The sequence below is a fragment of the Bradyrhizobium barranii subsp. barranii genome (assembly GCF_017565645.3).
In the GTDB taxonomy this organism is placed as follows: domain Bacteria; phylum Pseudomonadota; class Alphaproteobacteria; order Rhizobiales; family Xanthobacteraceae; genus Bradyrhizobium; species Bradyrhizobium barranii.
In genome coordinates, this window is record NZ_CP086136.1 from 6,264,683 (window position 1) to 6,291,169 (window position 26,487).

27 protein-coding genes are annotated in these 26,487 nt (G+C 64.9%); 9 read left to right on the top strand and 18 right to left on the bottom strand.

From position 1 onward, the window contains the following. Nucleotides 1-25: 25 nt before the first annotated feature. From J4G43_RS30355 to glyA, 9 genes are all read right to left on the bottom strand, one after another. Complete coding sequence (locus J4G43_RS30355) at nucleotides 26-2,146, bottom strand: sodium-translocating pyrophosphatase (protein WP_071913231.1); 2,121 nt, start codon at nucleotides 2,144-2,146, stop codon at nucleotides 26-28. A 283-nt stretch (nucleotides 2,147-2,429) separates the two neighbouring features. Beyond that, a complete protein-coding gene (locus J4G43_RS30360) occupies nucleotides 2,430-3,038 on the bottom strand; it encodes a hypothetical protein (protein ID WP_208087232.1) in 609 nt (202 codons plus the stop codon). Nucleotides 3,039-3,159: 121 nt separating this feature from the next. Then, on the bottom strand, nucleotides 3,160-4,158 hold the full coding sequence (thiL, locus tag J4G43_RS30365; protein WP_208087233.1) for a thiamine-phosphate kinase: 999 nt from the start codon (nucleotides 4,156-4,158) through the stop codon (nucleotides 3,160-3,162). A gap of 175 nt (nucleotides 4,159-4,333) precedes the next feature. Next, on the bottom strand, nucleotides 4,334-4,831 hold the full coding sequence (gene nusB, locus J4G43_RS30370) for a transcription antitermination factor NusB (protein WP_208087234.1): 498 nt from the start codon (nucleotides 4,829-4,831) through the stop codon (nucleotides 4,334-4,336). Between the two features lie 2 nt (nucleotides 4,832-4,833). Then, nucleotides 4,834-5,325, bottom strand: coding sequence for a 6,7-dimethyl-8-ribityllumazine synthase (gene ribH, locus J4G43_RS30375; RefSeq protein WP_166342075.1), 492 nt, complete (start codon nucleotides 5,323-5,325; stop codon nucleotides 4,834-4,836). Between the two features lie 186 nt (nucleotides 5,326-5,511). Beyond that, complete coding sequence (locus tag J4G43_RS30380) at nucleotides 5,512-6,120, bottom strand: riboflavin synthase (protein ID WP_208087235.1); 609 nt, start codon at nucleotides 6,118-6,120, stop codon at nucleotides 5,512-5,514. Beyond that, nucleotides 6,120-7,268, bottom strand: coding sequence for a bifunctional diaminohydroxyphosphoribosylaminopyrimidine deaminase/5-amino-6-(5-phosphoribosylamino)uracil reductase RibD (gene ribD, locus J4G43_RS30385; protein ID WP_208087236.1), 1,149 nt, complete (start codon nucleotides 7,266-7,268; stop codon nucleotides 6,120-6,122). Before ribD ends, J4G43_RS30380 begins: the two co-directional genes overlap by 1 nt. Next, nucleotides 7,265-7,747 carry a transcriptional regulator NrdR gene (gene nrdR / locus J4G43_RS30390; protein ID WP_007603426.1) on the bottom strand — a complete coding sequence of 161 codons (483 nt, stop codon included), beginning with the start codon at nucleotides 7,745-7,747 and terminating at the stop codon, nucleotides 7,265-7,267. Before nrdR ends, ribD begins: the two co-directional genes overlap by 4 nt. 15 nt (nucleotides 7,748-7,762) lie before the next feature. Then, on the bottom strand, nucleotides 7,763-9,061 hold the full coding sequence (gene glyA, locus J4G43_RS30395; protein ID WP_208087237.1) for a serine hydroxymethyltransferase: 1,299 nt from the start codon (nucleotides 9,059-9,061) through the stop codon (nucleotides 7,763-7,765). A gap of 299 nt (nucleotides 9,062-9,360) precedes the next feature. Here glyA and J4G43_RS30400 point away from each other — a divergent pair, with 299 nt between their 5' ends. After that, complete coding sequence (locus J4G43_RS30400) at nucleotides 9,361-10,425, top strand: IS630-like element ISRj1 family transposase (protein ID WP_208086805.1); 1,065 nt, start codon at nucleotides 9,361-9,363, stop codon at nucleotides 10,423-10,425. 9 nt (nucleotides 10,426-10,434) lie between these two features. Here J4G43_RS30400 and J4G43_RS30405 read toward each other — a convergent pair whose 3' ends face one another. The 4 genes from J4G43_RS30405 to J4G43_RS30420 all read right to left on the bottom strand — a co-directional run bounded on the left by J4G43_RS30405 (nucleotide 10,435) and on the right by J4G43_RS30420 (nucleotide 12,679). Then, complete coding sequence (locus J4G43_RS30405; RefSeq protein ID WP_008131709.1) at nucleotides 10,435-10,656, bottom strand: hypothetical protein; 222 nt, start codon at nucleotides 10,654-10,656, stop codon at nucleotides 10,435-10,437. 37 nt (nucleotides 10,657-10,693) lie between these two features. Further along, nucleotides 10,694-10,930, bottom strand: coding sequence for a hypothetical protein (locus J4G43_RS30410; RefSeq protein WP_028152498.1), 237 nt, complete (start codon nucleotides 10,928-10,930; stop codon nucleotides 10,694-10,696). 199 nt (nucleotides 10,931-11,129) lie between these two features. Then, nucleotides 11,130-11,648 (bottom strand): transcriptional regulator LdtR, encoded by a 519-nt coding sequence (gene ldtR, locus J4G43_RS30415; RefSeq protein ID WP_011087797.1) that lies wholly within the window; start codon nucleotides 11,646-11,648, stop codon nucleotides 11,130-11,132. 527 nt (nucleotides 11,649-12,175) lie between these two features. Then, a complete protein-coding gene (locus J4G43_RS30420) occupies nucleotides 12,176-12,679 on the bottom strand; it encodes a DUF6163 family protein (RefSeq protein WP_028155097.1) in 504 nt (167 codons plus the stop codon). Between the two features lie 138 nt (nucleotides 12,680-12,817). Between J4G43_RS30420 and hemB the strand changes: the two genes are divergently transcribed. The 3 genes from hemB (at nucleotide 12,818) to J4G43_RS30435 (ending at nucleotide 15,601) form a co-directional block, all read left to right on the top strand. Next, the gene (gene hemB / locus J4G43_RS30425) at nucleotides 12,818-13,879 is read left to right on the top strand and encodes a porphobilinogen synthase (protein WP_063986325.1); all 1,062 of its coding nucleotides are present in this window, start codon (nucleotides 12,818-12,820) and stop codon (nucleotides 13,877-13,879) included. 275 nt (nucleotides 13,880-14,154) lie between these two features. Further along, complete coding sequence (locus tag J4G43_RS30430; protein ID WP_063982851.1) at nucleotides 14,155-14,694, top strand: RDD family protein; 540 nt, start codon at nucleotides 14,155-14,157, stop codon at nucleotides 14,692-14,694. Between the two features lie 130 nt (nucleotides 14,695-14,824). After that, the gene (locus J4G43_RS30435; protein ID WP_208087238.1) at nucleotides 14,825-15,601 is read left to right on the top strand and encodes an arginyltransferase; all 777 of its coding nucleotides are present in this window, start codon (nucleotides 14,825-14,827) and stop codon (nucleotides 15,599-15,601) included. Between the two features lie 131 nt (nucleotides 15,602-15,732). Here J4G43_RS30435 and J4G43_RS30440 read toward each other — a convergent pair whose 3' ends face one another. Beyond that, on the bottom strand, nucleotides 15,733-17,085 hold the full coding sequence (locus J4G43_RS30440; protein ID WP_208087239.1) for an Nramp family divalent metal transporter: 1,353 nt from the start codon (nucleotides 17,083-17,085) through the stop codon (nucleotides 15,733-15,735). 166 nt (nucleotides 17,086-17,251) lie between these two features. Between J4G43_RS30440 and J4G43_RS30445 the strand changes: the two genes are divergently transcribed. Then, nucleotides 17,252-18,496, top strand: a complete 1,245-nt coding sequence (locus J4G43_RS30445; protein WP_208087240.1) for an MFS transporter — start codon at nucleotides 17,252-17,254, stop codon at nucleotides 18,494-18,496. A gap of 42 nt (nucleotides 18,497-18,538) precedes the next feature. Further along, entirely contained in the window at nucleotides 18,539-19,603 is a 1,065-nt protein-coding gene (locus J4G43_RS30450; RefSeq protein WP_208084520.1) for an IS630-like element ISRj1 family transposase, read from the top strand. A 9-nt stretch (nucleotides 19,604-19,612) separates the two neighbouring features. Here the strand turns inward: J4G43_RS30450 and pdxR are convergent, their stop codons facing one another. After that, complete coding sequence (gene pdxR / locus J4G43_RS30455) at nucleotides 19,613-21,097, bottom strand: MocR-like pyridoxine biosynthesis transcription factor PdxR (RefSeq protein ID WP_208087241.1); 1,485 nt, start codon at nucleotides 21,095-21,097, stop codon at nucleotides 19,613-19,615. 162 nt (nucleotides 21,098-21,259) lie between these two features. Here pdxR and J4G43_RS30460 point away from each other — a divergent pair, with 162 nt between their 5' ends. Continuing rightward, nucleotides 21,260-21,823 carry a pyridoxamine 5'-phosphate oxidase family protein gene (locus tag J4G43_RS30460; RefSeq protein ID WP_063982847.1) on the top strand — a complete coding sequence of 188 codons (564 nt, stop codon included), beginning with the start codon at nucleotides 21,260-21,262 and terminating at the stop codon, nucleotides 21,821-21,823. On the opposite strand, the gene J4G43_RS30465 is transcribed toward J4G43_RS30460, so the two are convergent. Next, complete coding sequence (locus J4G43_RS30465) at nucleotides 21,820-23,079, bottom strand: adenylate/guanylate cyclase domain-containing protein (RefSeq protein ID WP_208087242.1); 1,260 nt, start codon at nucleotides 23,077-23,079, stop codon at nucleotides 21,820-21,822. The genes J4G43_RS30460 and J4G43_RS30465 overlap by 4 nt on opposite strands. Before the next feature lie 175 nt (nucleotides 23,080-23,254). Here J4G43_RS30465 and J4G43_RS30470 point away from each other — a divergent pair, with 175 nt between their 5' ends. Beyond that, nucleotides 23,255-24,412 (top strand): MFS transporter, encoded by a 1,158-nt coding sequence (locus J4G43_RS30470; protein WP_063986324.1) that lies wholly within the window; start codon nucleotides 23,255-23,257, stop codon nucleotides 24,410-24,412. Nucleotides 24,413-24,443: 31 nt separating this feature from the next. Next, nucleotides 24,444-24,635, top strand: coding sequence for a hypothetical protein (locus J4G43_RS30475; protein WP_071913207.1), 192 nt, complete (start codon nucleotides 24,444-24,446; stop codon nucleotides 24,633-24,635). Here the strand turns inward: J4G43_RS30475 and J4G43_RS30480 are convergent. After that, on the bottom strand, nucleotides 24,632-25,510 hold the full coding sequence (locus tag J4G43_RS30480) for a DMT family transporter (protein ID WP_208087243.1): 879 nt from the start codon (nucleotides 25,508-25,510) through the stop codon (nucleotides 24,632-24,634). The two genes, J4G43_RS30475 and J4G43_RS30480, sit on opposite strands and share 4 nt — an antisense overlap. A gap of 81 nt (nucleotides 25,511-25,591) precedes the next feature. After that, on the bottom strand, nucleotides 25,592-26,425 hold the full coding sequence (locus J4G43_RS30485) for an N-acyl homoserine lactonase family protein (protein WP_208087244.1): 834 nt from the start codon (nucleotides 26,423-26,425) through the stop codon (nucleotides 25,592-25,594). Nucleotides 26,426-26,487: the final 62 nt, after the last annotated feature.

Consider the following 26,487-nt stretch of genomic DNA (forward strand, 5'->3'; position numbering starts at 1 on the left):
TTTTGTCGTGTGTCGCTTGCGCCGTTCAGTGCGCGAGGATCGCCAGCAGCAGCAAGGCCACGATGTTCGTGATCTTGATCATCGGGTTCACCGCCGGTCCCGCCGTATCCTTGTAGGGATCGCCGACGGTGTCGCCGGTGACGGCCGACTTGTGGGCATCACTGCCCTTGCCGCCGAAGTGACCGTCCTCGATGTACTTCTTGGCGTTGTCCCAGGCGCCGCCGCCCGAGGTCATGGAGATCGCGACGAACAGGCCCGTCACGATCACGCCGAGCAACATCGCGCCCACCGCGGAGAACGCAGCCGACTTTCCGGCCGGGCCGCCACCCGCGATCGCATAGATCACGAAGTAGACGAAGATCGGCGACAGCACCGGCAGCAGCGAGGGGATGATCATCTCCTTGATCGCCGCCTTGGTCAGCAGGTCGACCGCCTTGCCGTAATCCGGCTTGTCGGTGCCCTGCATGATGCCCGGCTTTTCGCGGAACTGCCGGCGCACCTCCTCGACGATCGCGCTTGCCGCGCGACCGACCGCAGTCATGCCCATCGCGCCGAACAGATACGGCAAGAGGCCGCCGAACAGCAGGCCGACAACCACGTAGGGGTTGTTGAGCGAGAAGTCCGGATTGACGCCGGCGAAGTACGGATGGTGCGCGGAGTCCGCAACGAAGAACTTGAGGTCCTGGTTGTAGGCCGCGAACAGCACGAGGGCACCGAGACCGGCGGAACCGATCGCGTAGCCCTTCGTCACCGCCTTGGTGGTGTTGCCGACCGCATCGAGCGCGTCGGTCGACTTGCGCACCTCCTTCGGCAGGCCCGCCATCTCGGCGATGCCGCCCGCGTTGTCCGTGACCGGGCCGAAGGCGTCGAGGGCGACGACCATGCCGGCCAGCGCCAGCATGGTGGCCGTCGCGATCGCGATGCCGAACAGGCCCGCCAGGCTGTAGGTGACCAGGATGCCGGCGATGATGACGATCGCGGGCAGCGCGGTCGCTTCCATCGAGACGGCGAGACCCTGGATCACGTTGGTGCCGTGACCGGTCACCGACGCCTGGGCGATCGACTTCACCGGCCGATAGTCGGTGCCGGTGTAGTATTCGGTGATCCAGATGATCAGCGCGGTGACGACGAGGCCGACGATGCCGCATTGGAACAGCGACATGCCGGTGTAGTCGACGCCGTCGAGCTTGCCGAAGCCGATCAGATAGTAGATCACGCCGGCGATGCCGATCAGCGACAGGATGCCGGTTGCGATCAGGCCCTTGTAGAGCGCGCCCATGATCGACTGGCTCGGCCCGAGCTTCACGAAGAAGGTGCCGATGATCGAGGTGATGATGCAGATGCCGCCGATGGCGAGCGGCAGCGTCATCATGTTCATGAGGATCGGCGTCTTGGCGAAGAAGATCGCCGCGAGCACCATGGTGGCGACCGCAGTCACCGCATAGGTCTCGAACAGGTCGGCAGCCATGCCGGCGCAGTCGCCCACGTTGTCACCGACGTTGTCGGCAATGGTGGCCGGGTTGCGCGGATCGTCCTCGGGGATGCCGGCCTCGACCTTGCCGACGAGGTCGCCGCCGACGTCCGCACCCTTGGTGAAGATGCCGCCGCCGAGACGGGCGAAGATCGAGATCAGCGAGGCACCGAAGCCGAGCGCCACCAGGGCGTCGACCACGAGACGGCTATCAGGCGCCAGTTTCAGTGAGTGCACCAGGAAGCCGAAATAGAGGGTCACGCCGAGTAGCGCGAGACCCGCCACCAGCATGCCCGTGATGGCGCCTGCCTTGAAGGCGAGCTCGAGGCCGCCGGCAAGCGACGTGGTCGCTGCCTGGGCGGTGCGCACATTGGCGCGAACCGAGACGTTCATGCCGATGAAGCCGGCCGCCCCCGACAGGACGGCGCCGATCAAGAAGCCGATGCCGACGTAGAGACCAAGGAAATAGACAAGCAGGACGAAGATGACGACGCCGACAATACCGATCGTCGTATACTGGCGCCGCAGATACGCCTGTGCGCCTTCAGCGACTGCGCCTGCAATTTCCTGCATGCGCGGTGACCCCGCATCCGCACTCAACACCGAAGACGTCGCCCAGATCGCGTAGACGATGGAAAGCACTCCGCAGAGCACTATCAACCATAATGCTGTCATGTGATTTTTGCCTCAGATCCTTGATGTACGTACCCCCGGCGCCTTTTGTTTTTCCGTCATGCGGTGGGCGCCCTTATGTTGAACAGGGCCGCCCCTCGCACGAAGGTGTGGCCCTGGTCGGTCACAAGCTTGCCAAAATCAAATTGAGGGTGCAACGCCGGATAAGGTCGAAAAAGCCGATCTCGGCAGGTATTTAGGCCAATTCTGGTGCGTTTGACCGACGGCTTGACGCAACTCCGCGAGGCGCCTCTTCGAAACCGGCGAGGCTTGGCCGCGGCCACGCCTATGCGGCCGACCTCACGGGATGGCGAGACGCTGCCGCCAGGTCCAAGGTCTGCCCGTCGGCTGTCGTGCGTCGGTTGAAGATCTTGACGTCGTAGACGCTGCCATTGGGGCCAGCCTCCAGCGTCACCGAAACGGCCTGCTCGGGCTTGAGGACGCCGAGCGGCACATCCTGGTCGGGCAGGATGAGCGTCGCCTGCTCATTGACCAACACCACGACAAGATGGCCTTTCGCCATGTTGGCCTTCGACAACCCGCGCAACTGGCCGTGATAAGGCTCCCGGGTCCAGGCCGATGGCAGGCCGGGATCGACCACGACATGGATGTTGTTAGTCCCGGGATGCAAGGTGAGCACCATCTTCGACTGATCCGGCTTCCATTGCATGGACATCGACGGCATGGTTTTCCAGAGACAATTGAACGCGGCGCACTCGTCCGGCAGATTGTCGTGGATCGTGCAACCCCGGCCGGGCTTGCAATGCGAGCACCATTTGCCAGCGGCCTTGCCGAGCTCGACCACGTTGTAGACCTTGCAACAGAGCGTGCAGCTTCCGCACTCCCTCCCGGGAACAATCTGCGCCTCGCTCAAACCCGCAACGGCCGCCGTCATCGAATCAAATCCATTGGCTTCATTCGCACCAACGGTTCGGATACATCTACTTGCTTTCGTCGGGGTTGCGGCAAGCGGCGAACGGCAAATCCGGACAGATCGGGCTTGAGGCGGGTCGAATTCAGAAGTGGCTGTAGGACAGGCGCTTCAAGGCCAGTTCCTGGCCCTGACCGTCCAAAAAGCGCGGCCGTTCGCGGCCCGCGACGATCGTGCCGATCGCCGTGACGGCCACGCCCGCCGCCTGCCCTGCGGCAATCAGCGCCTCACTTTGCGCCGGCGGCACCGTGCACAGCACCTCGTAGTCGTCGCCCCCGGCGAGCAGCGTCTCAACGCAAATAGCGTTGCGCGCGATCAGGCCGGCCGCAGCAGCCGAGAGCGGCACGTTCGCGACGTCAACCGTGGCCGAGACGCCCGACGCTGCACAGAGTTTCGCCAGATCGCCGGCGAGCCCGTCGGAGACATCCATCGCGGCCGTCGCGTGGTCGCGCACGGCCTGCGCCACCACATTGCGCGGCTGCGGCACGCGATAGCGTGAGACCAGCATCTCCTTCGCTTGCTGTTCGGACGCGAGCGCCCCGGCCACGGCGCCGCCTGTGAGCACGTCGAGGCCGAGCGCGGCGTCGCCGATCGTTCCCGTTACCAGGATGAGGTCGCCCGGCCGCGCGCCGGTACGGCCGACCATCCGTCCCTTCGGCACGCGGCCGAAGGCGGTGATCGAGATCATCTGCGGCCCCGGCGTCGACACCGTTTCGCCGCCAAGCAGCGGGCACGCGAAAGCCCTGCTGTCCTCGCCGAGCGCATCGGCGAACGGCCTGAGCCAGGCATCCTCCTTGCTGCGCAGCGCCAGCGTCAGCACGAAGCCGGCGGGCGCCGCGCCCTTGGCGGCGAGATCCGACAGGTTTACCCGCAGCGCCTTGCGCGCGATGGTGCCGGGCGGATCGGTGGCGAGAAAATGCACGCCTTCGACGACGGCGTCGGTGGTGACGACGATGTCGTCGCCGGACGAGGACAAGACCGCGGCATCATCGACCAGCCCGAACGCGCCGGGGTCAGTCGCCAGCGGCTTGAAATAGCGCGCGATGAGGGAGTCTTCGGCGGAGGGGTTTTGAGAGTCTGCCATCGGCCTTAGCCACACCCAATGCTGTCATCGCCCGGCTTGACCGGGCGATCCAGTACGCCGAGACGGCAGCGATGAATTACGACCGCCGCGGCGTACTGGATCACCCGCCTTCGCGGGTGATGACAGCGGAGTATGGGGCAGCCGCATCGCATCTCTTCACCGCCCTCGTGGATAACTACCCCCGCCCGAACTCATCGCCGCGGAACAGGCGGCCGATCTGGTCGAGCACGGCGTTGACCATGCCGGTCTCCTCGCGGTCGACGAATGCATTCGCAACGTCGACATATTCGGACACGACGACGCGGCCCGGCACGTCCTTGCGATGCTGGAGCTCATAGGCCCCTGCCCGCAGCACCGCGCGCAGGATGGCCTCGATCCGCTTCAGCGGCCAGCCCTTCGACAGCGCCTCGTCGATCAGGGGATCGAGCATCTTCTGGTCGCGCACGACGCCGGAGACCACGTCGCGAAAGAAGGCGGCTTCCGCCGGCAGATAGGTATCGCCCTCGACCTCGTTGCCGAGCCAGTGGCTCTCGAACTCCGCAAAGATGTCGTTGATGCCGGCGCCGGCGATGTCCATCTGATACAGGGCCTGGACGGCCGCGAGCCGCGCCGCACCGCGCCGGTTCGCTTTCTTCTCGGTGCCGGCCGGCGGCTTTTTGCTGTGATCGGCCATGATCAAGCCCGCGCCAGCCGGCGCTTGATGCGCAGCATCGCAAGCGCGGCGCGCGCGGCATCGCCGCCCTTGTTGAGCTCGCTGGCGCGCGCCCGCGCCCAGGCCTGCGCCTCGGTGTTGACGGTGAGGATGCCGTTGCCGAGCGGCAGCTTTCGCGAAACCGCAAGATCCATCAGCGCGCGCGAGGATTCCTGCGAGACGATCTCGAAGTGGATGGTGTCGCCGCGGATCACGCAGCCGAGCGCGATCACCGCGTCATAGGGCTTGCCGTTCGCCGCCGCGGCATCGATCGCGATGGCGACCGCCGCCGGGATTTCCAGCGCGCCGGGAACCGTGATGACGTCATGCGTCAGACCGGCTGCCTTCAGCTCGGTCACCGCGCCGTCCAGAAGCGCATCCTGGAGATCGTCATAGAACCGCGCCTCGACAATCAGCGCGCGTGCGCCGGAAATGTCGGTCTGGTCCTTCAGGGGTGCGCGTCGCGCGTCTGCCATCGTCTAAATCCGTTCTACAGAGGTCGGCGCTATGTAGTCGCCGGACGCATGTAAGCCAAGTTCAAAAGACACTGTCATTCCGGGGGCGATGCGAAGCATCAAGCCCGGAATCTCGAGATTCCCCGGTGCGCAATTGCGCACCTGTGGTCTGGTCCTTCGGACCATCCCGGAATAACGGCTCCGCCGTCACTTCATTTCCGTCAGCCGCGCGGCATAGCGGGCCATCAGGTCGACCTCGATATTAACCTCGGCGCCCGCTTTCCAGCCGCCGATCGTCGTGACCGTCAGAGTATGCGGGATGATCAGCACCGAAAAGGTCACGTCTCTCACCGTATTGACCGTCAGCGAAACGCCGTCGAGCGTGATCGAGCCCTTGGTGGCGATGAAGCGCGCGAGCTCCCGCGTGGTCGAGAGCTCGAACCGCGCCATATCAGGCAGGTCCTCGCGACTGACGAGGGTGGCGACACCGTCGGCATGGCCGGCGACGATATGGCCGCCGAGCTCGTCGCCAATCTTGAGCGCGCGCTCGAGATTGAGCCTCGTGCCGACCTTCCAGTGCCTTGCAGTCGTCAGCGCCAGCGTCTCGGCGGCGGCATCGACGTCGAACCAGGTTGTGCCGCCTTCGACGCCGGAAGCAACCACCGTCAGGCAGACGCCGTTGCAGGCGATCGAGGCGCCGTCGGCGATGGTGGTCTGATCGTAGCGGCAAGCGATGCGCAGCCTGTGCAACTGGCCCTGCGCTGTTGGCGTGAAGCCGACGATCTCGCCGATATCGGTGACAATGCCAGTGAACATTACGCGCGCTCGTAGATGGTGAGAGTATCCTTGCCGAATGTCTCGCTAGCATGAACCTTATAGGCCTGCGACTGCGTGATTTTCGACAGGGGCAATGCATCGAGCGCATCGACGCCGCCCGGGCCGACCTCTTCCGCTCCGCGGAACAGCCAGATCTCGTCGGCGAGGTCGGCCGCGACGAAGGACGCCGCGACGCGGCTGCCGCCCTCGACCATCAGCCGCGTGATGCCTTTCTCCGCCAGCACATGCAGCACGGCCGAAAGATCAAGCCCGGAAGCGCTTCCTGGCGGTACGCGGATGATCTGAGCGCCGGCCGCTCCGAGCCGCGTGGCGGCGGCGGCTTCCGCAAGCTCCGAGCCGATCACCCAGAGCGGCGTCTCCCGCGCGGAACGACCAAGCTGGCTCGCGGCCGAAATGCGCAGATTCTGGTCGAGCACGACGCGTATGGGAGAACGCGCTTCCATGCCCGGCAGGCGACAATTGAGCTGCGGATCATCCGCCAGCACCGTGCCGATGCCGACCAGGATGGCGTCGCTCTGGGCGCGGAGCAGATGCACGCGATTGCGGACGGCCTCGCCCGTGATCGCAAGCGGCTTGCCGCCAGCCGCACCGATCCTGCCGTCAGGCGAGACCGCGAGCTTCAGGATCACGTGCGGGCGCTTGTCACGGATGCGGCGGAAATGCCCGGCGTGGTCGAACGCGGCCTCTGCCGCACACAGACCCACATCCACCGTGATGCCGGCGGCGCGCAAGCGAGCATGACCCTGGCCCGCGACTTCCGGATTGGGATCCTCGATCGCCGCGACCACCCGCGTGATGCCGGCGGCGATCACCGCGTCTGCGCAAGGCGGCGACTTGCCGAAATGCGAGCACGGCTCCAGCGTGACATAGAGCGTGGCGCCTCGCGCGGCCTCGCCGGCCCGGCGCAGCGCTTCGGGCTCGCCATGCGGTCGCCCGCCTGGCTGCGTCCAGCCGCGGCCGATGATGACCCCGTCTTTGACGATGACAGCGCCCACGGCAGGATTGGGCCAGGTGCGCCCCTGCCCGCGCTTGCCCAGCGCCAGCGCAAGCTGCATGAAGCGGCGATCAGCGTCCTTGGACTCGCGGGCCTTCTGCGCGAACTGATCCTCCAGGATCCGGAAGATCATTTGCGGATCGCGGCGAGCCGCGCTTCCTCCTCACCGGAGAGCTCGCCGAGCACGTCAGCGAAATCCTTGGCCTCGCGGAAATTGCGATAGACCGAGGCGAAGCGCACATAGGCGACGTCGTCGAGCGTGCGCAGATGCTCCATCACGGTCTCGCCGATCACTTCGGAGGAGATCTCGGCCTCGCCACCGGTCTCGAGCTCGCGGACGATGGTGGAGACCATCTTCTCAACCCGCTCCGGCTCGACCTGCCGCTTGCGCAAGGAGATCGACACCGAGCGCATCAGCTTGTCGCGGTCGAACGGCACGCGGCGGCCGTTGCGCTTGATCACCGTGAGCTCGCGCAACTGCACGCGCTCGAAGGTGGTGAAGCGGAAATTGCAGGCGACGCACACGCGCCGCCTGCGGATCACGGAAGAGTCCTCGGTCGGACGCGAGTCCTTTACCTGCGTATCGAGACTGTTGCAGTTCGGGCAGCGCATCCGTGTACCTTGACCTTACTGATAGATCGGGAACCGATCGGTGAGCGCCTTGACCCGTTCCTTGATCGCGGCTTCGACCAGCGGCGCCTTGCCGTCGTCGGACTGCGCGATCGCGTTGAGGACCTCGGCGATCATGCCGCCGACCTGCTGGAATTCGGCGACACCGAAACCGCGGGTCGTCGCCGCCGGGGTGCCGAGACGCAGGCCCGAGGTGACGAAGGGCTTTTCGGGGTCGAACGGAATGCCGTTCTTGTTGCAGGTGATGGCGGCGCGGACCAGCGCCTTCTCCGAGACGTTGCCCTTCAGGCCCTTCGGCCTGAGGTCGACCAGCATCAGATGGTTATCGGTGCCGCCGGAGACAATATCGAACCCGTGGCTCTTCATCGCCTCGGCCAGCGCCTTGGCGTTCTCGACGACGTTCCTTGCATAGATCTTGAAGTCCGGACGCAGCGCCTCGCCGAAGGCGACCGCCTTCGCCGCGATCACATGCATCAGGGGCCCACCCTGCAGGCCCGGGAAGATCGCCGAATTGAGCTTCTTGGCGAGCGCCTCGTCGTTCGAGAGGATCAAGCCACCGCGCGGACCGCGCAGCGACTTGTGCGTGGTGGTGGTGGTGACGTGGGCATACGGCACGGGCGAGGCATGCACGCCGCCGGCGACGAGACCGGCGAAGTGCGCCATGTCGACCAGGAGGTACGCGCCGACGCTGTCCGCGATCTCACGGAAACGCTTGAAGTCCCAAGCGCGCGAATAGGCCGAGCCGCCAGCGACGATCAGCTTGGGCTTGACCTCTTCGGCCTGCTTGGCGACCGCGTCCATATCGATAATCTGGTCCTCGCGGCGCACGGTGTAGTGCGCGGCCTTGAACCACTTGCCGCTCATGTTGACGGGCGAGCCGTGGGTGAGATGGCCGCCGGCCGCGAGGTCGAGGCCCATGAAGGTGTCGCCGGGCTGCAGCAGCGCCAGGAACACCGCCTGGTTCATCTGGCTGCCGGAGTTCGGCTGCACGTTGGCGAAGTTGGCGCCGAACAGCTTCTTGGCGCGATCGATCGCGAGGTTCTCGGCGACGTCGACCCACTCACAACCGCCATAGTAGCGCGCGCCCGGATAACCCTCTGCGTACTTGTTGGTCATCACCGAACCCTGCGCTTCCAGCACGGCACGGCTGACGATGTTCTCGGAGGCGATCAGCTCGACCTCATGGCGCTGCCGGCCGAGCTCGCCCTTGATGGCGGCGGCGATTTCCGGGTCGGCCTGGTCGAGCGAGGCGGTGAAAAACGAGTCGGGCGCGGAGGCGGTTCTGGCTGAGGTCATCTTGCGAATATCTCCACCGCCGCAGCCTTTTGGCGGGCTACGGGCGGTCTGGTGTGGCGATCGGAAGCGGCGAGCGCGATCTACCACATCACCCGCCCCCGGCCAAGTATTTGCGGGTCGAGAGCGAGAATTATGCCAGATATGGTGGGGATTGAAGAATCCGGGCGAGAGGACGGCTGCTTGAACCGTCCGCCCCGATCAGTCCTGAAGGGTCCGATTTGGACCTTAAAATCCGTGCGGGCCGGACCTGCCCCTAGTACCCACTTTTCTTGGAACGTGAGTCGTGATTCAAGGTCGGGATGATACCCGAAGCAAGAGAAGTCCACCTTTCGAGGAAAGATCGCAAGGTGCTTGAGGCGTGTTATCGCTCTCCGGTGACGTTGCAGCGCGATTTGAAGCGGGCGCGGATAGTTCTGTTGGCGGCGGATGGGCGCAGCACCCGGTCGATCGCCAAGGAAGTTGGGGTCCAGCCGCGGATTGTCAGCCTTTGGCGGCATCGCTATGCCGACCATGGCCTTGAAGGGCTGCAAGACAAGCCGCGGCCTGGCAAGCAGCCGATCTATACGAAGACGACCGACAAGCGGATTCTGAAGCTGCTGGATAAGCCGCCACCGCAAGGGTTTGCGCGCTGGACCGGCCCCCTGCTGGCCGAGGCGCTGGGCGATGTCGATGTCCAATATGTCTGGCGGTTCCTGCGCAGCCACAAGATTGACCTGGTGGCTCGCAAGTCCTGGTGCGAGAGCAACGACCCGAACTTTACGGCCAAAGCCGCCGATGTTGTCGGCCTCTATGTCGCGCCGCCGGCGAAGGCCATTGTGCTGTGCGTGGACGAGAAGCCCTCGATCCAGGCTTTGGAGCGAGCGCAGGGTTATCTGAAGTTGCCCAATGGCCGCGCCTTAACCGGCCAAAGCCACGATTACAAGCGGCATGGCACCACAACATTGTTTGCGGCGCTCGAAGTCGCCACCGGAAAGATCATCGCGACCCATTCAAAACGCCGGCGCCGCGTCGAGTTTCTCGATTTCATGAACAGCGTCACCGCGACTTTTCCGAACCGCAAGCTTCACGTCATCCTCGACAACCTCAACACCCATAAAAAGAACGAGGACTGGCTCAAGGCCCACCCCAACGTGCAATTTCATTTCACGCCGACAAGTGCGTCATGGCTCAATCAGGTCGAAGTATGGTTTTCCATCTTGCAGGGGCAGTCGCTCAGCGGCACCTCCTTCACGAGCCTCAAGCAGCTTCAGGAACACATCGATGCCTACGTCAACGCATACAACGACAGAGCCGAGCCCTTCGTCTGGACCAAGAAAAAGGTCCGTCAACGCCGTTTCAAAGGCCGCCGTATCACTCAGCTCTGATTCCGGGTACTAGAGCCCGGTATACCCCGCCTTCACGGGATCGACGCTGCCGTCGAGCTGGCGCAGATAGGTCAGTCCGCACACCGTCAACCTGTGGGTGTCCTTCTCGCCGGCTTCCATCAACGTATTGAGGTAGTTCGTGACCTTGGCCCGTGCCTCCGCGCTCGCCGCGGACGTGCGGTTCGCAAGCAGGTCATAAGTCTGCATGATCCGGTCGATGGCAGCTTCCATGTCACCCTCTGGTTCTGTCGAATTTTGGGAGTTTTGATCAGGCAACCGCGCGGGCCCCGGACTGGGCCTCGAACCGACCAATGGCCTTGTTAGCGAGCCTGATCTTGTTCAATTCGCCGTGCTGGAGCAGCTTGATGATGATCTCGAGCAGGCTTTCGTTGGTGACCAGCGTGTCGGGAATCGCGCCGGAGCGGCGGAGGTAATTCGCTGCGATGGCATAGGCGTCGCTCACGAGTTCGACGTTCATTGCCTGAAGCCCGCGCTCGACCAGCATCGCATCCTCCGATCCGCAGTAACAACTGCGGTGCGGGGAACTGGTTCCGCCTGGCCGGCAATTATTTCGCAGTCGCGAAACGACAAAACGCACCGGTCCGGGGCAGAGCCGGGCCGGCGCGCTTGGGGAGGTCAGGCACGTTCGGGAGGCTTGCCGGTCTTGTTGCGGGCCGGCTTGGCCAAGTCCCGTCGCAAAGAACTCAGAGACGATACAGGATCTGGTCGGTCCAGAACCGCTCGAGGCGGTGCAGCGACTTGTTGAGGGTCGAGAACTCCTCGCCCGAGATGCCGCCGACCTGCTCCACCGTCTTGACGTGCTTCTGGTAGAGGGAGTCGACGATGCGGCGGACTTCCTGGCCCTGCGGGGTCAGGCGGATGCGCACCGAGCGGCGATCAACGCGCGAGCGCTGATGATCGAGGAAGCCGAGCTCGACGAGCTTCTTCAGATTGTAGGAGACGTTGGAGCCGAGATAGTAACCGCGCGTGCGCAGCTCGCCCGCGGTCAGCTCCTTGTCGCCGATGTTGTAGAGCAGGAGCGCCTGGACCGAGTTGATGTCCGCACGGCCGCGGCGATCGAATTCATCCTTGATGACGTCGAGGAGCCGGCGATGCAGCCGCTCCACCAGAGTCAAAGCTTCCAGATAGAGCGACTGCACCGAACCCTGCTGGCCGGAGACGCGCTCTGCGGTATCTGCCGCAGTTGCGACGGCTTTCATCATGACACTTCCCCTGTTGTCGTTTTTATCGACACTCATTCGACGAAACTTGTGCTCCGTCTGATAGGTGCAACTTAAGGGGGGCGTTTGAAGATCGGCTTAAATAAGAGAATAAAGAGATCATGAATTTAAGACAGTGAATTGCGGATTAAGCCTGTGTCACAAGGGCTTTTCGCAACCGTCTGTTGACCCTCGCAAGGTCCTGTTCACCCTCCGTCCGCCACCTCTGTCGCATTCCAGTACAGGGCCGCCCCGTTTCGAAACGGGCGCGTAAGAGCTGTGGCGGAACGCACGGAGTCAATGAAAAGTTACCTCGAATTTTAGGCAACGAACGGTCAACCAAGCCACGACTTCGGAAATGCCGCTCTCGTGTCCCGGACAAGCGCAGCGAAGCGGAGCGCAGAGCCGGGACCCAGAAGCCGCAAACGAGATCGTGGAGAGCTGGGCCCCGGCTCAGCAGCGCATCACTGCGTGCTGCGCTGCGTCCGGGGCACGAGAGAGTGTGAGTGTGCGTTGAAATCGTAAGCGCGCTACGGCGGCCGCTCGCGCGCGGCCATCCAGGCGAGCGCGAGATAGGCGGCGAGCATGAAGGCTTCGACACCGACGACGATCAGGCTGCCGCCGTAGATGCCCGGGAACATCAGTTCGATCACCGCCATCGACACGACGGTCGTCAGCCAGACCACCGCGCCCCACGGCGTCGCGAGCCAGAGGCCGACCGCGGCAACGAGCTCGATCACGGCAAAATAGACGGTGGCGGCCTGCCAGGCCATCGACTGGTTCTCGAACGCCTCGTCCTCGCCGCCGACGAAGCCGGTGACCTGGGCCCAGTGATAGAGGCCCTTCAGAATCGACAGCAGTGCCATCACGCGCAGGAACAGCACGAGCCGGCGCGTCCAGACATTGTCGTCGGACTCGGGGCGCTCCGACGAGATCGCCGCCACCGACATCGCGTTGTCTCTGGCGTTGTCTCTGGCGGCGTCCCTGGCACTGGCGCCGTCGCGGGCCGCATCGCGGGTGGAGATTTCGGACATGGTCCCCTTCTGGCTGCTTCGCCCCGCAAAATCAATCGGCTGCCCGATTGACCTCAATTTTGCCTTGCGGCAGGTCAAGCCGCGGTGACGGGAACCATGCGAGCTGGTATAAGAATAATTCCAGCCGGAGGAAGAATGATGGCGATCAAATACGGACGACCGATCGAATTGCGCGAGGTTTCGCGCCGGGATGGCGCCAGTGCCTCCCCTGCCCTCGATCTGGCCGTCCGCCCGCGCCGCAACCGCAAGGCCGAATGGGCCCGGCGCATGGTGCGCGAGAACGTGCTGACCACCGACGATCTGATCTGGCCGCTGTTCCTGATCGACGGCAACAACAAGCGCGAGCAGATCGCCTCGATGCCGGGCGTCGACCGCCTCAGCGTCGACCAGGCCGTGCGCGAGGCCGAGCGCGCCATGAAGCTCACCATCCCCTGCCTCGCGCTGTTTCCCTACACCGACCCGTCCCTGCGCGACGAGGAAGGCTCCGAGGCGACCAATCCGAACAACCTGGTCTGCCAGGCGGTGCGCGCGATCAAGAAGGAGTTTCCTGACATCGGCATCCTCTGCGACGTCGCGCTCGATCCCTTCACCAGCCACGGCCATGACGGCCTGATCTCCGACGGCAAGATTTTGAACGACGAGACGGTCGCGGTGCTGGTGCGTCAGGCGCTGGTCCAGGCCGAAGCCGGCTGCGACATCATCGCGCCCTCCGACATGATGGACGGCCGCGTCGCCGCGATCCGCGAGGGGCTGGACCGCTCTGGCCTGCTCGACGTGCAGATCATGGCCTATGCGGCCAAATACGCCTCCGCCTTCTACGGCCCGTTCCGCGACGCCATCGGTTCGGCCAAGACGCTGACCGGCGACAAGCGCACCTACCAGATGGACAGCGCCAACACCGACGAGGCGCTGCGCGAGGTCGATCTCGACATCTCCGAGGGCGCCGACATGGTGATGGTGAAGCCCGGCATGCCCTATCTCGACGTGGTCCGGCGCGTGAAGGACACCTTTGCGATGCCGACCTTCGCCTACCAGGTCTCCGGCGAATACGCGATGATCGCAGCGGCCGCCAACAATGGCTGGCTCGACGGCGAGCGCGCGATGATGGAGAGCCTGTTGGCGTTCAAGCGCGCCGGCGCCGACGGCGTGCTCAGCTATTTTGCGCCGAAGGTGGCGGAGAAGCTGCGGAGCCAAACGTAAGGCATCGCGGGGTGGGCCAAGCGGCTTGTCCGCCGTAGCTCGAAGAGCGAAGGCGGAAGCGTGCCCACCATGCCAGCTAGCGATCGCGGAACGATGGTGGGCACGGCGCTAACGCGCCTTTGCCCACCCTACGACGCCTTCCCTGAACGACAGCGGTAACAGCCCCGCCCCCGAATTGCCGGAATATTTCGGCTTGTTGACGCCCGCACGCCCTTGGCACGGGGATGACTTGCTCCCATGTCCTGCCACGGGAGTTTCGCTTGGGAGAACGGACTATGTCGTATTCGGACTCGGGCAATGCCTGGCGCAATGACGGCGCCATGCAACCGCACGCCTTCGATCCCTATCTGCACCCGGAATTGTTCCGTGGCGTGGCAACGCGGCGGGCGTTCGCGTTCCTGATCGACATGGTCGTGATCTCCGTTCCCGTGATCCTCGGCTACATCTTCATCGCGCTGTTTGGCATCGTCACGCTCGGCATCGGCTGGGCGCTGTTCTGGCTGGCCTGGCCGGCCTCCGTTGTTTGGGCGATCGTCTATTACGGTGCCTGCATCGGCGGTCCGTCGTCCGCGACGATCGGCATGCGCCTGATGGATCTGGAGTTGCGCACCTGGTACGGCGCGCCCGGCTATTTCGTGCTCGGCGCCACCCATGCCGTGCTGTTCTGGGTGACGGTCTCGTTCCTGACACCTTTCGTGGTGCTGGTTGGGCTGTTCAACGGCCGCCGGCGCCTGCTGCATGATGTCGTGCTGGGAACGGTCGTGATCAACAATTCTGTCCGCGCGCCCGTGCCGCAGGCCGCAAGGACCTACTGAGAGCCTGATGATCAAGAACCTATCAACCAGGACCGACTAAACTGACCGATCAGACCTGCCGAGTAGACCGATTGACCGGGGGCCTTCGTAGCGCGATGTTAATGCCCACTTTGGAGGCCCACGACGTCCCTTGACCCAGCACTCGCGCGACACCCCCCAATTTTACCTCACGGCGCCCTCTCCCTGCCCGTATCTGCCGGGCCGGCATGAGCGCAAGGTGTTTACGCACCTCGTGGGGGAGCGCGCGGGCGACCTCAACGACCTCCTGACCCATGGCGGGTTCCGCCGCAGCCAGTCGATCGCCTACCGGCCGGCCTGTGACCAGTGCCGCGCCTGCGTCTCCGTCCGGGTGGTCGCCAACGAATTCCGCCCCTCCCGAAACTTCCGCAAGGTGATCGCGCGCAACGCCGACATCATCGGCGAGCAGCGCAGTGCGGTGCCGACCTCCGAGCAATATTCGGTGTTCCGCGCCTATCTCGACTCCCGCCACCGCCATGGCGGCATGGCCGACATGACCGTGCTCGATTACGCCATGATGGTCGAGGACAGCCATGTCGAGACCCGCATCATCGAGTACCGCAAGCGCGGCCCCGACAGCGGTATCACCGGCCGCGGTGAGGAGCTGATCGCGGTGGCGCTGACCGACGTGCTCAGCGACGGCCTCTCGATGGTCTATTCGTTCTTCGAGCCGAGCCAGGTCAGCCGGTCGATGGGCACCTTCATGATCCTCAACCACATCGCCCGCGCCCGCCGCCAGGGGCTGCCTTACGTCTATCTCGGCTACTGGATCGAAGGCTCGAAGAAGATGGACTACAAGGCCCGCTTCCTGCCGCAGCAGCGCCTCGCGCCGTCAGGTTGGCTGCGCATCGACGCGCAAGGTGACGCGACGTCAGAGCCGCAGGATTAGCTCGCTGTCATGCCCCGGCTTGACCGGGGCATGACAGTACGCCGCGGCTTCTCGGCTCAATCACAAACGTCTCTGGAATACCGGGTCGCCCGGTCAAGCCGGGCGACGATGGCGGTGTGTTGGGCGAACACTCACCCGAACAGCGTATCCACCAGCAACTTCACGTTCAAAATCACGATGATGCCCGCGACGATCCACGCGATCGCGGCGACGTATGGCGGTATCGCGAACTTCCCCATCTTGCGCCGATCCGAGACGAAGCGCACCAGCGGGATGACGGCGAAGGGCAGCTGCATCGACAGCACGACCTGGCTGAACACCAGCAGATCGGCTGTGCCACGTTCGCCATAGATCGCGGTGACGACGATCACCGGAACGATGGCGATGCCGCGCGTCAGCAATCGCCGCGCCCAGCTCGGCAAACGCAAGTCAAGAAAACCTTCCATCACGATCTGGCCGGCGAGCGTCGCTGTCACCGTCGAGTTCAGGCCCGAGGCGAGCAGCGCAATCGCAAACAGCGTCGAGGCGATACCGAGGCCGAGCAGCGGCGACAACAGCTCGAAGGCCTGGCCGATCTCGGCGACGTCGGAATGGCCGCTCTTGTGGAAGGTCGCGGCTGCCACGACAAGGATCGCGGCATTGATGAACAGTGCCAGCATCAGGGCGATGGTCGAGTCCGTCGTCGCCCATTTGATCGCTTCGCGCCGGCCGGTGTCGTTGCGCTCATAGGCACGCGTCTGCACGATCGAGGAGTGCAGATAGAGATTATGCGGCATCACGGTCGCGCCGATGATGCCGATCGCGATGTAGAGCATTTCCGGATTGGTGAAGATCTCGGTCTTCGGCATGAAGCCGTGCAGGACTTCCGCCATCGGTGGCGCGGCGGCCACGATCTGGACCACGAAGCAGACCGCGATCACGACAAGCATCGCGATGACGAACGCTTCGAGGAAGCGAAAGCCGCGGTTCATCAGGAGCAGCAGCAGGAACGCATCGAGCGCAGCCAGCAGCGCGCCGCCGATCAGGGGAATGCCGAACAGCAGTTTGAGCGCGATCGCTGTGCCGATGACCTCGGCGAGATCGCAGGCGATGATCGCCGCCTCGCAGGCGAGCCAGAGCAGGAAGTTCACCGCCGGCGAATAGGTCGCGCGGCAGGCCTGCGCGAGGTCGCGGTCGGTGACGATGCCGAGCCGCGCCGCCAGCGACTGGAGCAGGATCGCCATCAAATTCGAGAGCAGGATGACCGAAAGCAGCGTGTAGCCGAACTTCGACCCTCCGGCGAGGTCGGTCGCCCAGTTGCCGGGGTCCATGTAGCCGACCGAGACCAGATAGCCGGGGCCGACAAAGGCGAGGAATCGCCGCCACCACACCCCCGCCGTGGGGATGGCAATCGTGGCGTTCACCTCGGCGAGGCTCTTGGTAGCAGGCGCATCAGTGCGCCTGCCGGCGGCATCTTGGGTCAAATCGGGGGAGCGGGCATCCATAGCAGCAGAATACCGAAGTCGAAGCTTATTGCAACTCATTTGCAACTGCATCTAGCCGATGAGGTCCCGACGCGGCGGTTATCCGCCGCCCTGTCGGGAAGCGGGTGGGTTTGGCCGTCCTCGGGGGCGGATACTGGCGCCAACACGACTTTGCAGGAAATGCGCCATGTCAAACCCGCTTCGCCTCCCCGACACCTTCAACCGCCTCGCCTGGTCCAACCTGGCGGCGCAATCGGCCGAGCAGATCGCGCTGGCCGCGGCCCCCATCGTCGCCGTGCTCACGCTGGGTGTTGCGGAAGGCCAGACCGGCCTGCTCCAGACCGCCCTCACCCTGCCCTTTGTCCTGTTCGCCATTCCGGCCGGCCTACTCGCCGACCGCATCTCCCGCCGCTCGCTGATGGCGGGTGCCGAAGCGCTGCGCGCGGTCGCGCTGGCGGCCATCGTGCTGCTGCTCACACTTGGCGCGTTCAATTTGCCGCTGCTGGCTCTGCTCGGCTTTGCCGCCGTATGCGGCACGGTCGTCTACAGCGTGGCGGCGCCGGCCCTGGTGCCCTCGCTGGTGAGCGCGGAGCTGTTGCCGTCGGCAAATGCCCGCATCGAACTCGCCCGCACCATCGCCTTTGCAAGCGGGCCTGCGCTCGGCGGCGCGCTGGTCGGCTGGTGGGGTGCGAGCCCGGCCTTCGGCTTCGCCGCGGCGCTCTCGGCCATCGCCGTCGTGCTGCTCTCCGGCATCTACGAGCCCACCCGGACTCCCTCGCCGCGGCGCCATCCGTTCCAGGACATCCGCGAGGGCGCGGCCTTCGTGTTCCACCATCCGCTGCTGCGGCCGGTGTTCATTACCCAGTTCATCTTCAACACCGGCTGGTTCCTCCAGATCGCCGTGTTCGTGCCGTATGCCGTGCGCCATCTCGGCCTGACGGCCGCAGGCGTCGGCAGCGTGCTGACGATGTACGGCGTCGGCATGGTGATCGGCGCGCTGTTCGCCACGCGCGTGATGAAGCGCATCGCCTTCGGGACGGTGGTCGGCCTTGGTCCGGTTACGGGTTTCGTCGCCGCGGTGGTGATGGCGCTGACGGTGCTGGTCCCCTCGCCCTCGCTCGCGGCCCTGAGCTTCTTCCTGCTCGGGGTCGGGCCGATCCTGTGGGTGATTTCGACCACGACCCTGCGCCAGTCCGTGACGCCGCCGCGCCTGCTCGGACGCGTCTCCGCCATCAACATCATGAGCTACGGCGCCCGCCCGCTCGGCTCGGCGCTGGGCGCGATCGTCGGCGGCTTCTGGAGCGCGGAGGCCTGCCTGTATCTCGCAGCCGCCGTGTTCGGCGTTCAGGCGCTGGTGATCTGGCTCTCTCCCGCCGTGGCGCTGGATCGGCAGCCGGCCATGGTGGGGGACGAAGTGCCGGCGCGGTGCTAGTACCCACTTTTCTTGGAACGTGAGTCGTGATTCAAGGTCGGGATGATACCCGAAGCAAGAGAAGTCCACCTTTCGAGGAAAGATCGCAAGGTGCTTGAGGCGTGCTGTCGCTCACCGGTGACGTTGCAGCGCGATTTGAAGCGGGCGCGGATAGTTCTGTTGGCGGCGGATGGGCGCAGCACCCGGTCGATCGCCAAGGAAGTTGGGGTCCAGCCGCGGATTGTCAGCCTTTGGCGGCATCGCTATGCCGACCATGGCCTTGAAGGGCTGCAAGACAAGCCGCGGCCTGGCAAGCAGCCGATCTATACGAAGACGACCGACAAGCGGATTCTGAAGCTGCTGGATAAGCCGCCACCGCAAGGGTTTGCGCGCTGGACCGGCCCCCTGCTGGCCGAGGCGCTGGGCGATGTCGATGTCCAATATGTCTGGCGGTTCCTGCGCAGCCACAAGATTGACCTGGTGGCTCGCAAGTCCTGGTGCGAGAGCAACGACCCGAACTTTACGGCCAAAGCCGCCGATGTTGTCGGCCTCTATGTCGCGCCGCCGGCGAAGGCCATTGTGCTGTGCGTGGACGAGAAGCCCTCGATCCAGGCTTTGGAGCGAGCGCAGGGTTATCTGAAGTTGCCCAATGGCCGCGCCTTAACCGGCCAAAGCCACGATTACAAGCGGCATGGCACCACAACATTGTTTGCGGCGCTCGAAGTCGCCACCGGAAAGATCATCGCGACCAATTCAAAACGCCGGCGCCGCGTCGAGTTTCTCGATTTCATGAACAGCGTCACCGCGGCTTTTCCGAACCGCAAGCTTCACGTCATCCTCGACAACCTCAACACCCATAAAAAGAACGAGGACTGGCTCAAGGCCCACCCCAACGTGCAATTTCATTTCACGCCGACAAGTGCGTCATGGCTCAATCAGGTCGAAGTATGGTTTTCCATCTTGCAGGGGCAGTCGCTCAGCGGCACCTCCTTCACGAGCCTCAAGCAGCTTCAGGAACACATCGATGCCTACGTCAACGCATACAACGACAGAGCCGAGCCCTTCGTCTGGACCAAGAAAAAGGTCCGTCAACGCCGTTTCAAAGGCCGCCGTATCACTCAGCTCTGATTCCGGGTACTAGTCCGGTACGCAATCAGCGGCGATGGCCCGCGCCAATCGGGCAACCGCCGGCGCAATGGTCTGCTGCGGGTAGCCGCTAAAGCCCAGCATCAGCGCCGACTGCGCCGGCGCCTCGATATAGTGGCGGCTCATCGCGCGAACGGTGACGCCGTGGTCGCGAGCGGCCCGTTCGATCTTCACGTCGGAAAGTCCCCGTCGCGTGTAGGCAACCAGGTGCATGCCCTGGTCCGGCGGCTCGACCGACAAATGGTCGCCCAGGCGCCGCCTCAGTGCCGCAACGAGGGTATCGCGCTGGCGGCGGTAGACTTCCCGCATTCTGCGGATGTGGGCTGCGAAATGCCCCTCCTCCATGAAGGCCGCAGCAACGGACTGGCAGAGGCTCGACGGTTGACGGTCGATCAGATAGCGCGCGGCAACGAAATTCCGCACCAGCGGGTGTGGCAGCACGGCGTAGCCAAGCCGCAGTTCGGGGAAGAGCGCCTTGTTGAGCGTTCCGACGTAAATGACCCGGCCGGCCTCATCCAGGCCCTGAAGCGAAGCGAGGGGACGGCCGCCGTAGCGGAATTCGCTGGCGTAATCGTCCTCGATGATCCAGGCGCCGGACTCGCGGGCCCAGGCGAAAAGTTCGAGGCGGCGCGCCATCGACAGGGGAACGCCTGTCGGAAACTGATGCGAGGCCGTTATGAAAACTGCGCGCGCCTTCGGGGCGCGGCGGATCCCTTCCGTGACGTTGACGCCGTGCTGGTCAACCGGGATGGCGCAAACCTTCGCGCCCGACGCAGCGAGCGTAAGACGGGTCAGGGTATAGCCGGGGTCTTCGATCCAGACCTCCTTGTCCGGCCCGGGCATGACACGTGCGACGATGTCCACGGCTTGCTGCGTGCCGGCGGTGATCACGATCTGGTCGACCTCGCAGCGCACGCCGCGTGCGGCCCGAAGATAGTCGCAAACCGACTTGCGCAGCTCCAGCAAACCACGCGGATCGCCATAGCCGAGATGATGTCGCTCAAACGATCGCAGCGTGCGCGCCGTCAGTTTGCGCCACAATTCGGCGCTACGTGCATCCAACAGCGTGCGACCCAGGTTGAAGGGACGCTCGTCATTCTGCGTCGTCACATCGACGAAATCGCCGAGGCCGTGAAAGGAGGCCACGCCTGCCGCGGCCGGTGCCGTCCGCGTCTTGCGGCCATGAGGCGCGGCAAACGGTTCAGGCAGATCGGACGCAACGTAAGTCCCCGCCCCCTTCCGGCCGAAGGCATAACCTTCGGCCAGCAGCTGCTCGAAAGCCGAAACAACCGCGGTACGCGAGACGCCGAGCTGCGCCGCAAGGTCGCGCGTCGAGGGCAACTTGGCCGCCGGACGAAGCGCTCCGGACAGAATTGCCGATCGTAGTTCGAGGTAGATTTGGCGGAATACCGGCGCCTCCGCAGTACGGTCGACGCTGAAGGAATAGAGTTCTGCCCAGCTCTGCCTGCTCTTCACGGGTCCTCGTCCGACAGGGTGAGCCGCACGTCGAGAAGTGGTATGCCGCATTAGGACCAAGTGGACCTTTGCTCAAGACCACTATTTTTCTATCCTGTTTCGGATAACAAGGAAACCTGAAATGTCCGCTCATTCGGATCGCGGCGCGGAGCGTCTTGCACCATGAGTTCACCGCAAATCCGTCGCGAGGACCGCGCCATGTCGCAGGAGCGGATCCTGGAGATGCTGGCACGCGGATATGCTGGCCATCTTGCGACAGTCAGCGAGGACGGCTTTCCCTACTGTATCCCGCTCCTCTATCTCTGGCTCGACGGTGAGGTGTATCTGCACACGACGGCCGCCCGGGGACATCTGCGCGCAAACATCGAGCGAGATCCCCGCGTCTGCATCGAGATCGATGAGCACGAAGGTGTCTTCGACTATGGCCGGTTCGAATGCGATTCCGGTCTCGCCTATCGAAGCATATGCCTGTTCGGCCGCATCAGGGTCGTGGGCGACACGGGCATCAAGCAGCGGTTCTGCGAAACGTTGATGGCCAAATACGGCAAGCCAGACACGACGCGACCGAAGGGGTTCTTCCCGCGGCTCGACATCATCACCGTCTACGCCGTCGCAATTGAGCGCATGACCGGCAAGGAGACTTCGATGCCGCCGCTTTCCGAACAATGGCCCGCCAAGGATCGAACGAAAACGCCCAATGTCTCGGCCCCTGCGATCCGCCGCTAATTCGCCAGATATCGCTCGTAGCTCCCGGTCACCGGCTCGCTCGTATCGACCTCAGGATCGAGCGTGTAGAGGTCCTGCGCGCGGCCGATGCCGCGCAGCGCGTAGCGTCCGGTGGAGACGAGGTAGCGACGGCCGGTGGCGTCCAGGCCCTTGTAGAACTCGGCCGAGGCCAGCAGCTCGCGGTCGACCGAGCGGCTCATCGAGGCGATGCGACTGACCTCGTTGACGGTGGGGCCGACGACGGTGAAGTCGAGCCGGTCCGCGCTGCCGATATTGCCGTAAAAGACCTCGCCGACATGCAGGCCGATATAGGCCGACGTCGTGGGACGGCCGTCGGCCTCCCGCCGCTTGTTCAGCGCAGCGACGTTCTTGCGGAACAGATGCTCAGCGCGCAGCGCAGCGCGCCGCGCGTCCGACATGTCCTCCCCCCAGAACATCGCGAGCACGCCATCGCCGATCAGCTTCAGGACGTCGCCGCCGGCATCGTGGATCGCGTCGATCACGGCCTGGGCATAGTCGTTGAGGAACGGGATGATCTCGTCGGGGCCGATGCTCTCGCTGATCCCGGTCGAGCCGCGCAAATCCGAATACCACAGCACGGCGTTGATGCGCTCGGTGACGCCGCGCGTGATGCGCCCGCCCAGCACCTGCGCGGAGGCATCGCGGCCGAGATAGACGCGGCCGAGGGTTCGCGCGATGTCGACCTGCTGCGCCGACTTGATCGCGAGCCCCAGCACCGGCACGAGATCGCGCAGAGCTTCGAGCTCGGGTTCGGAGAAGCCGCTGTCGCGGCGCGTGGTCCAGCAGGAATAGAGGCAATCCATCAGGCCGAGCGCGCCGTTCTCGCCGAAGCGATGCACGAAGGCGAGATAGTGCTTGTGGCCTTTTTCCGCGAGCTCGCCGATCTGCGAGAAATCCATCGAGGGCGCATCGGCGAGATCAATCACCATCTCGTCGTTGCCGTGCTCGAGCATGTGGAAGAACACCGAGCGGCGCCAGCTCCTGGCCGCGTCGCCCTCGGCAGTCGAGCCGTATTCGAACGCGTCGCTCTCGTTGCTGGGACGGTCGCTCCAGCGGAAGCCGCGGCCCTCATAGATCGGATGCAGCGTGTCGATCACGACGAGCCCGCGCGAGAGTTCCAGCCCTTCGGCGCGGCAGCGCTCGCAGAAGCCGCGGAGCAGCTCGTTTTCGAGCAGGCCCGTGAGCCCCTGGCCGGTCAGCCAGTTCATCAGCGCGAGGCGCGAGGTCAATTGCATGCGCCATTATGGCGTGCATTCGTGACGAGCGAAAGGCCACGCGCGAACCGTGCGCAACCAGGGCTCCCGTCCGCAGCAGATCGAATATGTCGCGGACGCTGTTGACGCACTCTCGCCACGGGCCGCAAATGCAACCAATGACACCGCCGCACACCGAGACCAGATTCGCACCAACATGAGCCAGCGCCAGCTTCCAATCATCCTGGCGCTCGGCACCACGCAGACCCTGGCCTGGGCTTCCAGCTACTACCTGCCGGCGCTGCTCGCCGATCCCATGGCGCGCGACCTCGGCGTCTCCTCCAACTGGATCTTTGGCGCGTTCTCGGCCTCACTCGTGATCTCGGCGATGCTCGGCCCGCGCATCGGGCGGCAGATCGATCTGTTCGGGGGCCGGCAGGTGCTGTCGGTCTCGAACCTGACGATGGCCGCGGGTCTCGTCCTGCTCGGCCTCTCGCACTCATTGGCGGTGATGGCGTTCGCCTGGCTCGTGCTCGGCATCGGCATGGCGATGGGGCTCTATGACGCCGCCTTCGCCGCGCTGAGCCGCATCTACGGCACCGAGGCGCGCAGGCCAATCACCGGCATCACGCTGATGGCAGGCTTCGCCTCCACCGTCGGCTGGCCCCTCACCGCCTGGGGCCTGTCCCATATCGGCTGGCGCGAGACCTGTTTTGCCTGGGCGGCCGCCAATCTCCTGATCGGCCTGCCCCTGAACTTCTTCGTGCTGCCGGCGATCAAGGGCGCCAGGCAGGCCGCGGCGACGGCCGAGAAGCCGCATTTGCCGCTCGACCGCACCATGGTGCTGCTCGCCTTCGTCTTCGCGGCGGTCTGGACCGTCACCGGCGCAATGGCCGTCCATTTCCCGCGCCTGCTGGAGGCCACGGGCGCGACGCATGTCGAGGCCATCGCCGCCGGCGCGCTGATCGGCCCGGCACAGGTGGCCGCGCGCATTCTCGAAGCGGGCTTTCTGAGCCGCTTCCATCCGCTGTGGTCGACGCGCCTTGCCTGCGTCACCCACCCGCTCGGCGCCGCAATCCTCGCCATCTTCGGCGCCCCCGCCGCAAGCGCGTTTGCGCTGCTCCACGGCTCGGGCAACGGCATTCTCACGATCGCGCGCGGCACGCTGCCGCTGTCGATCTTCGGCCCGAAGGATTTCGGCTACCGCCTCGGCATCATCGGCGCGCCGGCACGGATGGCGCAGGCGGTGGCGCCGCTGGCCTTCGGCCTGCTCATCGACGTCATGGGCGCCAAGGTGCTGATGGTCTCCTCCGCACTCAGCCTCTCGGCGCTGGCGGCGCTGTTCCTGATCCGCACCGAGCGGCGGCCGGATTGACCGGGCCAAGGCTTTCGCGCACAAGCGGGCCATGAGCGAAGACAACAGCCCGCCCCGCACCTTCAAAGGCCTGCTGCGCTGGGCAACCACGCCGCCACAGGCCTGGGGCGTCTATCTCCTCGCCATCATCCTGGTGTGGCTGCTCTCGTTCTACGCCGGCACGCTCAAGCCGAAGAAGACACCGGACGCCAGCCCGCCCCCGGTCACTGCACCGCGCAACTAGGCCGGCTTCGCCTGGCTGGTCGCGATCCAGATGCCGGCGAACACAGCAACTAGCCCGATCAGAAGGTTTGCCGTGATCGGCTCGCCGATGAGCAGCGCCGCCAGCAAGGTCGCGGCAATCGGATTGACCGTCATGGTATTGGCAACGCGGGTCGGCGTCGCCCGCGCCAGCGCCATCACCCAGAGGATGAAGGCGAGCGCGCCGCCGCCGATGCCGAGATAGACGCCGGCGATCCACTGCGCCGTCGTGAAATGATCGAGCGCCGCAAAGCTACCCTTCACGAACCCCGCCAGCACCAGCACGGCGGCGCCCGCGCCCATGCCGACGGTGAGAAAACCCAATGCGCTTGAGCGCTGCATCAGCGGGCGCGACAGCACGTTGTAGAACGCCATGCAGAACACGGCACCGGTCATGATCAACTCGCCGCGCCAGGCGCCGGGCGGGCTCTGGGCGAGCCCCGCTGCCAGCGCGGCTGTCACACCGAGCACGGCGATGCCGACGCCGATGATCTTGCGCGCCGTCAGCCGCTCGACGCCGAGGATCGCACCGACGACCATGGTGTGGAGCGGCAGCGTCGCCAGCGCGAGACTGGCGCGCGCGGCGGTCGTGTAGGACACCGCGATATTGTAGAGGATGAAGAACAGTCCGAAGAAGCAGGTGCCGAGCAGCGCCACGGCCGGCCAGTCGGGCCGCTGCGGCCAGCGCACGCCGAGCAGGAGCGCACACGGCAGGAGGCAGAGAAAGCCGATCCCCCAGCGCAGGATCGCGAGCAGAACCGGATCGGCGCCACCGACGAGATAGCGGGTGATCGCCGCAGCGGTGCCGCCGAGGCTGCTCGACGCCAGCGCGATCGCAACCCCTGCCCACTCTCCCACGATCATCTCCTGTCGCGGAGTTTTCCTGGGCCGTAGCACGCTGCTGCTGCCAGCGTCATGGCAGCAGCCTCGGCGCAAACGCTAGTCGTAAAACTCAGGCGCCATCTTCTGGCTGTCGCGCTGGGCCTTGTCGTGGTTGATCCAGAGCTGCGCCTTCTCCTTGACGAGCGTGTCCGCGATCTTCTGCATCGACGCCGCGCTCTGGTCCTTGTTGGCGTTCATGCTGGGGACGCGGCGGTTATCCCAATTGTCCTTGAAGTGGACGGCGTCGCCCGACAGCACCACCGCGCCGGTTTTCGGCAGTTTCACCAGCAGAGACTGGTGTCCCGGCGTGTGGCCGGGCGTCGACAGGATGGTCACGCTGCCGTCGCCGAATACGTCCTTGTCACCCGCGAGCAACTCGACCGGATGCGAGGGCTTGAAGCGCGGTTCGTTGTTGGCGCCGGGCCAGTCATATTCGGCCTTCTGCACGTAGAGCGTGGCCTGCGGGAACAGCTCGACATTGCCGGAGTGATCAGGATGCGTGTGCGACACCGCCATCGCCTTGACGTCATCCGGCTTGAGGCCGAACTGTTCGAGCTGGGCGGCCAACGTCTTCGGCCGGCGCCAGGTGACGGCCTTGGGATCGGCGGGGACAAGGCCATTCGGCATGGCGGCGACGGCATCGGCGATGCCGGTGTCCCACAGGAACCAGCCCTTGCTGCTGTGCTTGATGAGATAGCAGCTGTCGACGAAGTCCATCGCCTTGCCCTCGTTCAGGCCGGGCGTCCAGCGCGAGATGTCCCCGGCGGTGCCCTCCCCGCAATTGAGGACGTAGAGCTTTTCGACGCCCGATTTCTCGGACTGCGCAACGGCCGCGTGGCCGGACAGAGCCAGCGCGGCGACGGCGAGAGCAAACTTGATCCTGGGCATCATCCTTGGTCCCTCTTGCAGCGCCCTGTATGGCTGCGACCGAGGATCAACCCCGGCCGCGCCGC

What these genes read in the sequence shown, in the direction of transcription:
- J4G43_RS30355 (WP_071913231.1), bottom strand. Translation starts at nt 2,146, where the DNA reads ATGACAGCATTATGGTTGATAGTGCTCTGCGGAGTGCTTTCCATCGTC.
- J4G43_RS30360 (WP_208087232.1), bottom strand. Translation starts at nt 3,038, where the DNA reads ATGACGGCGGCCGTTGCGGGTTTGAGCGAGGCGCAGATTGTTCCCGGG.
- thiL (WP_208087233.1), bottom strand. Translation starts at nt 4,158, where the DNA reads ATGGCAGACTCTCAAAACCCCTCCGCCGAAGACTCCCTCATCGCGCGC.
- nusB (WP_208087234.1), bottom strand. Translation starts at nt 4,831, where the DNA reads ATGGCCGATCACAGCAAAAAGCCGCCGGCCGGCACCGAGAAGAAAGCG.
- ribH (WP_166342075.1), bottom strand. Translation starts at nt 5,325, where the DNA reads ATGGCAGACGCGCGACGCGCACCCCTGAAGGACCAGACCGACATTTCC.
- J4G43_RS30380 (WP_208087235.1), bottom strand. Translation starts at nt 6,120, where the DNA reads ATGTTCACTGGCATTGTCACCGATATCGGCGAGATCGTCGGCTTCACG.
- ribD (WP_208087236.1), bottom strand. Translation starts at nt 7,268, where the DNA reads ATGATCTTCCGGATCCTGGAGGATCAGTTCGCGCAGAAGGCCCGCGAG.
- nrdR (WP_007603426.1), bottom strand. Translation starts at nt 7,747, where the DNA reads ATGCGCTGCCCGAACTGCAACAGTCTCGATACGCAGGTAAAGGACTCG.
- glyA (WP_208087237.1), bottom strand. Translation starts at nt 9,061, where the DNA reads ATGACCTCAGCCAGAACCGCCTCCGCGCCCGACTCGTTTTTCACCGCC.
- J4G43_RS30400 (WP_208086805.1), top strand. Translation starts at nt 9,361, where the DNA reads ATGATACCCGAAGCAAGAGAAGTCCACCTTTCGAGGAAAGATCGCAAG.
- J4G43_RS30405 (WP_008131709.1), bottom strand. Translation starts at nt 10,656, where the DNA reads ATGGAAGCTGCCATCGACCGGATCATGCAGACTTATGACCTGCTTGCG.
- J4G43_RS30410 (WP_028152498.1), bottom strand. Translation starts at nt 10,930, where the DNA reads ATGCTGGTCGAGCGCGGGCTTCAGGCAATGAACGTCGAACTCGTGAGC.
- ldtR (WP_011087797.1), bottom strand. Translation starts at nt 11,648, where the DNA reads ATGATGAAAGCCGTCGCAACTGCGGCAGATACCGCAGAGCGCGTCTCC.
- J4G43_RS30420 (WP_028155097.1), bottom strand. Translation starts at nt 12,679, where the DNA reads ATGTCCGAAATCTCCACCCGCGATGCGGCCCGCGACGGCGCCAGTGCC.
- hemB (WP_063986325.1), top strand. Translation starts at nt 12,818, where the DNA reads ATGGCGATCAAATACGGACGACCGATCGAATTGCGCGAGGTTTCGCGC.
- J4G43_RS30430 (WP_063982851.1), top strand. Translation starts at nt 14,155, where the DNA reads ATGTCGTATTCGGACTCGGGCAATGCCTGGCGCAATGACGGCGCCATG.
- J4G43_RS30440 (WP_208087239.1), bottom strand. Translation starts at nt 17,085, where the DNA reads ATGGATGCCCGCTCCCCCGATTTGACCCAAGATGCCGCCGGCAGGCGC.
- J4G43_RS30445 (WP_208087240.1), top strand. Translation starts at nt 17,252, where the DNA reads ATGTCAAACCCGCTTCGCCTCCCCGACACCTTCAACCGCCTCGCCTGG.
- J4G43_RS30450 (WP_208084520.1), top strand. Translation starts at nt 18,539, where the DNA reads ATGATACCCGAAGCAAGAGAAGTCCACCTTTCGAGGAAAGATCGCAAG.
- J4G43_RS30460 (WP_063982847.1), top strand. Translation starts at nt 21,260, where the DNA reads ATGAGTTCACCGCAAATCCGTCGCGAGGACCGCGCCATGTCGCAGGAG.
- J4G43_RS30465 (WP_208087242.1), bottom strand. Translation starts at nt 23,079, where the DNA reads ATGCAATTGACCTCGCGCCTCGCGCTGATGAACTGGCTGACCGGCCAG.
- J4G43_RS30470 (WP_063986324.1), top strand. Translation starts at nt 23,255, where the DNA reads ATGAGCCAGCGCCAGCTTCCAATCATCCTGGCGCTCGGCACCACGCAG.
- J4G43_RS30475 (WP_071913207.1), top strand. Translation starts at nt 24,444, where the DNA reads ATGAGCGAAGACAACAGCCCGCCCCGCACCTTCAAAGGCCTGCTGCGC.
- J4G43_RS30485 (WP_208087244.1), bottom strand. Translation starts at nt 26,425, where the DNA reads ATGATGCCCAGGATCAAGTTTGCTCTCGCCGTCGCCGCGCTGGCTCTG.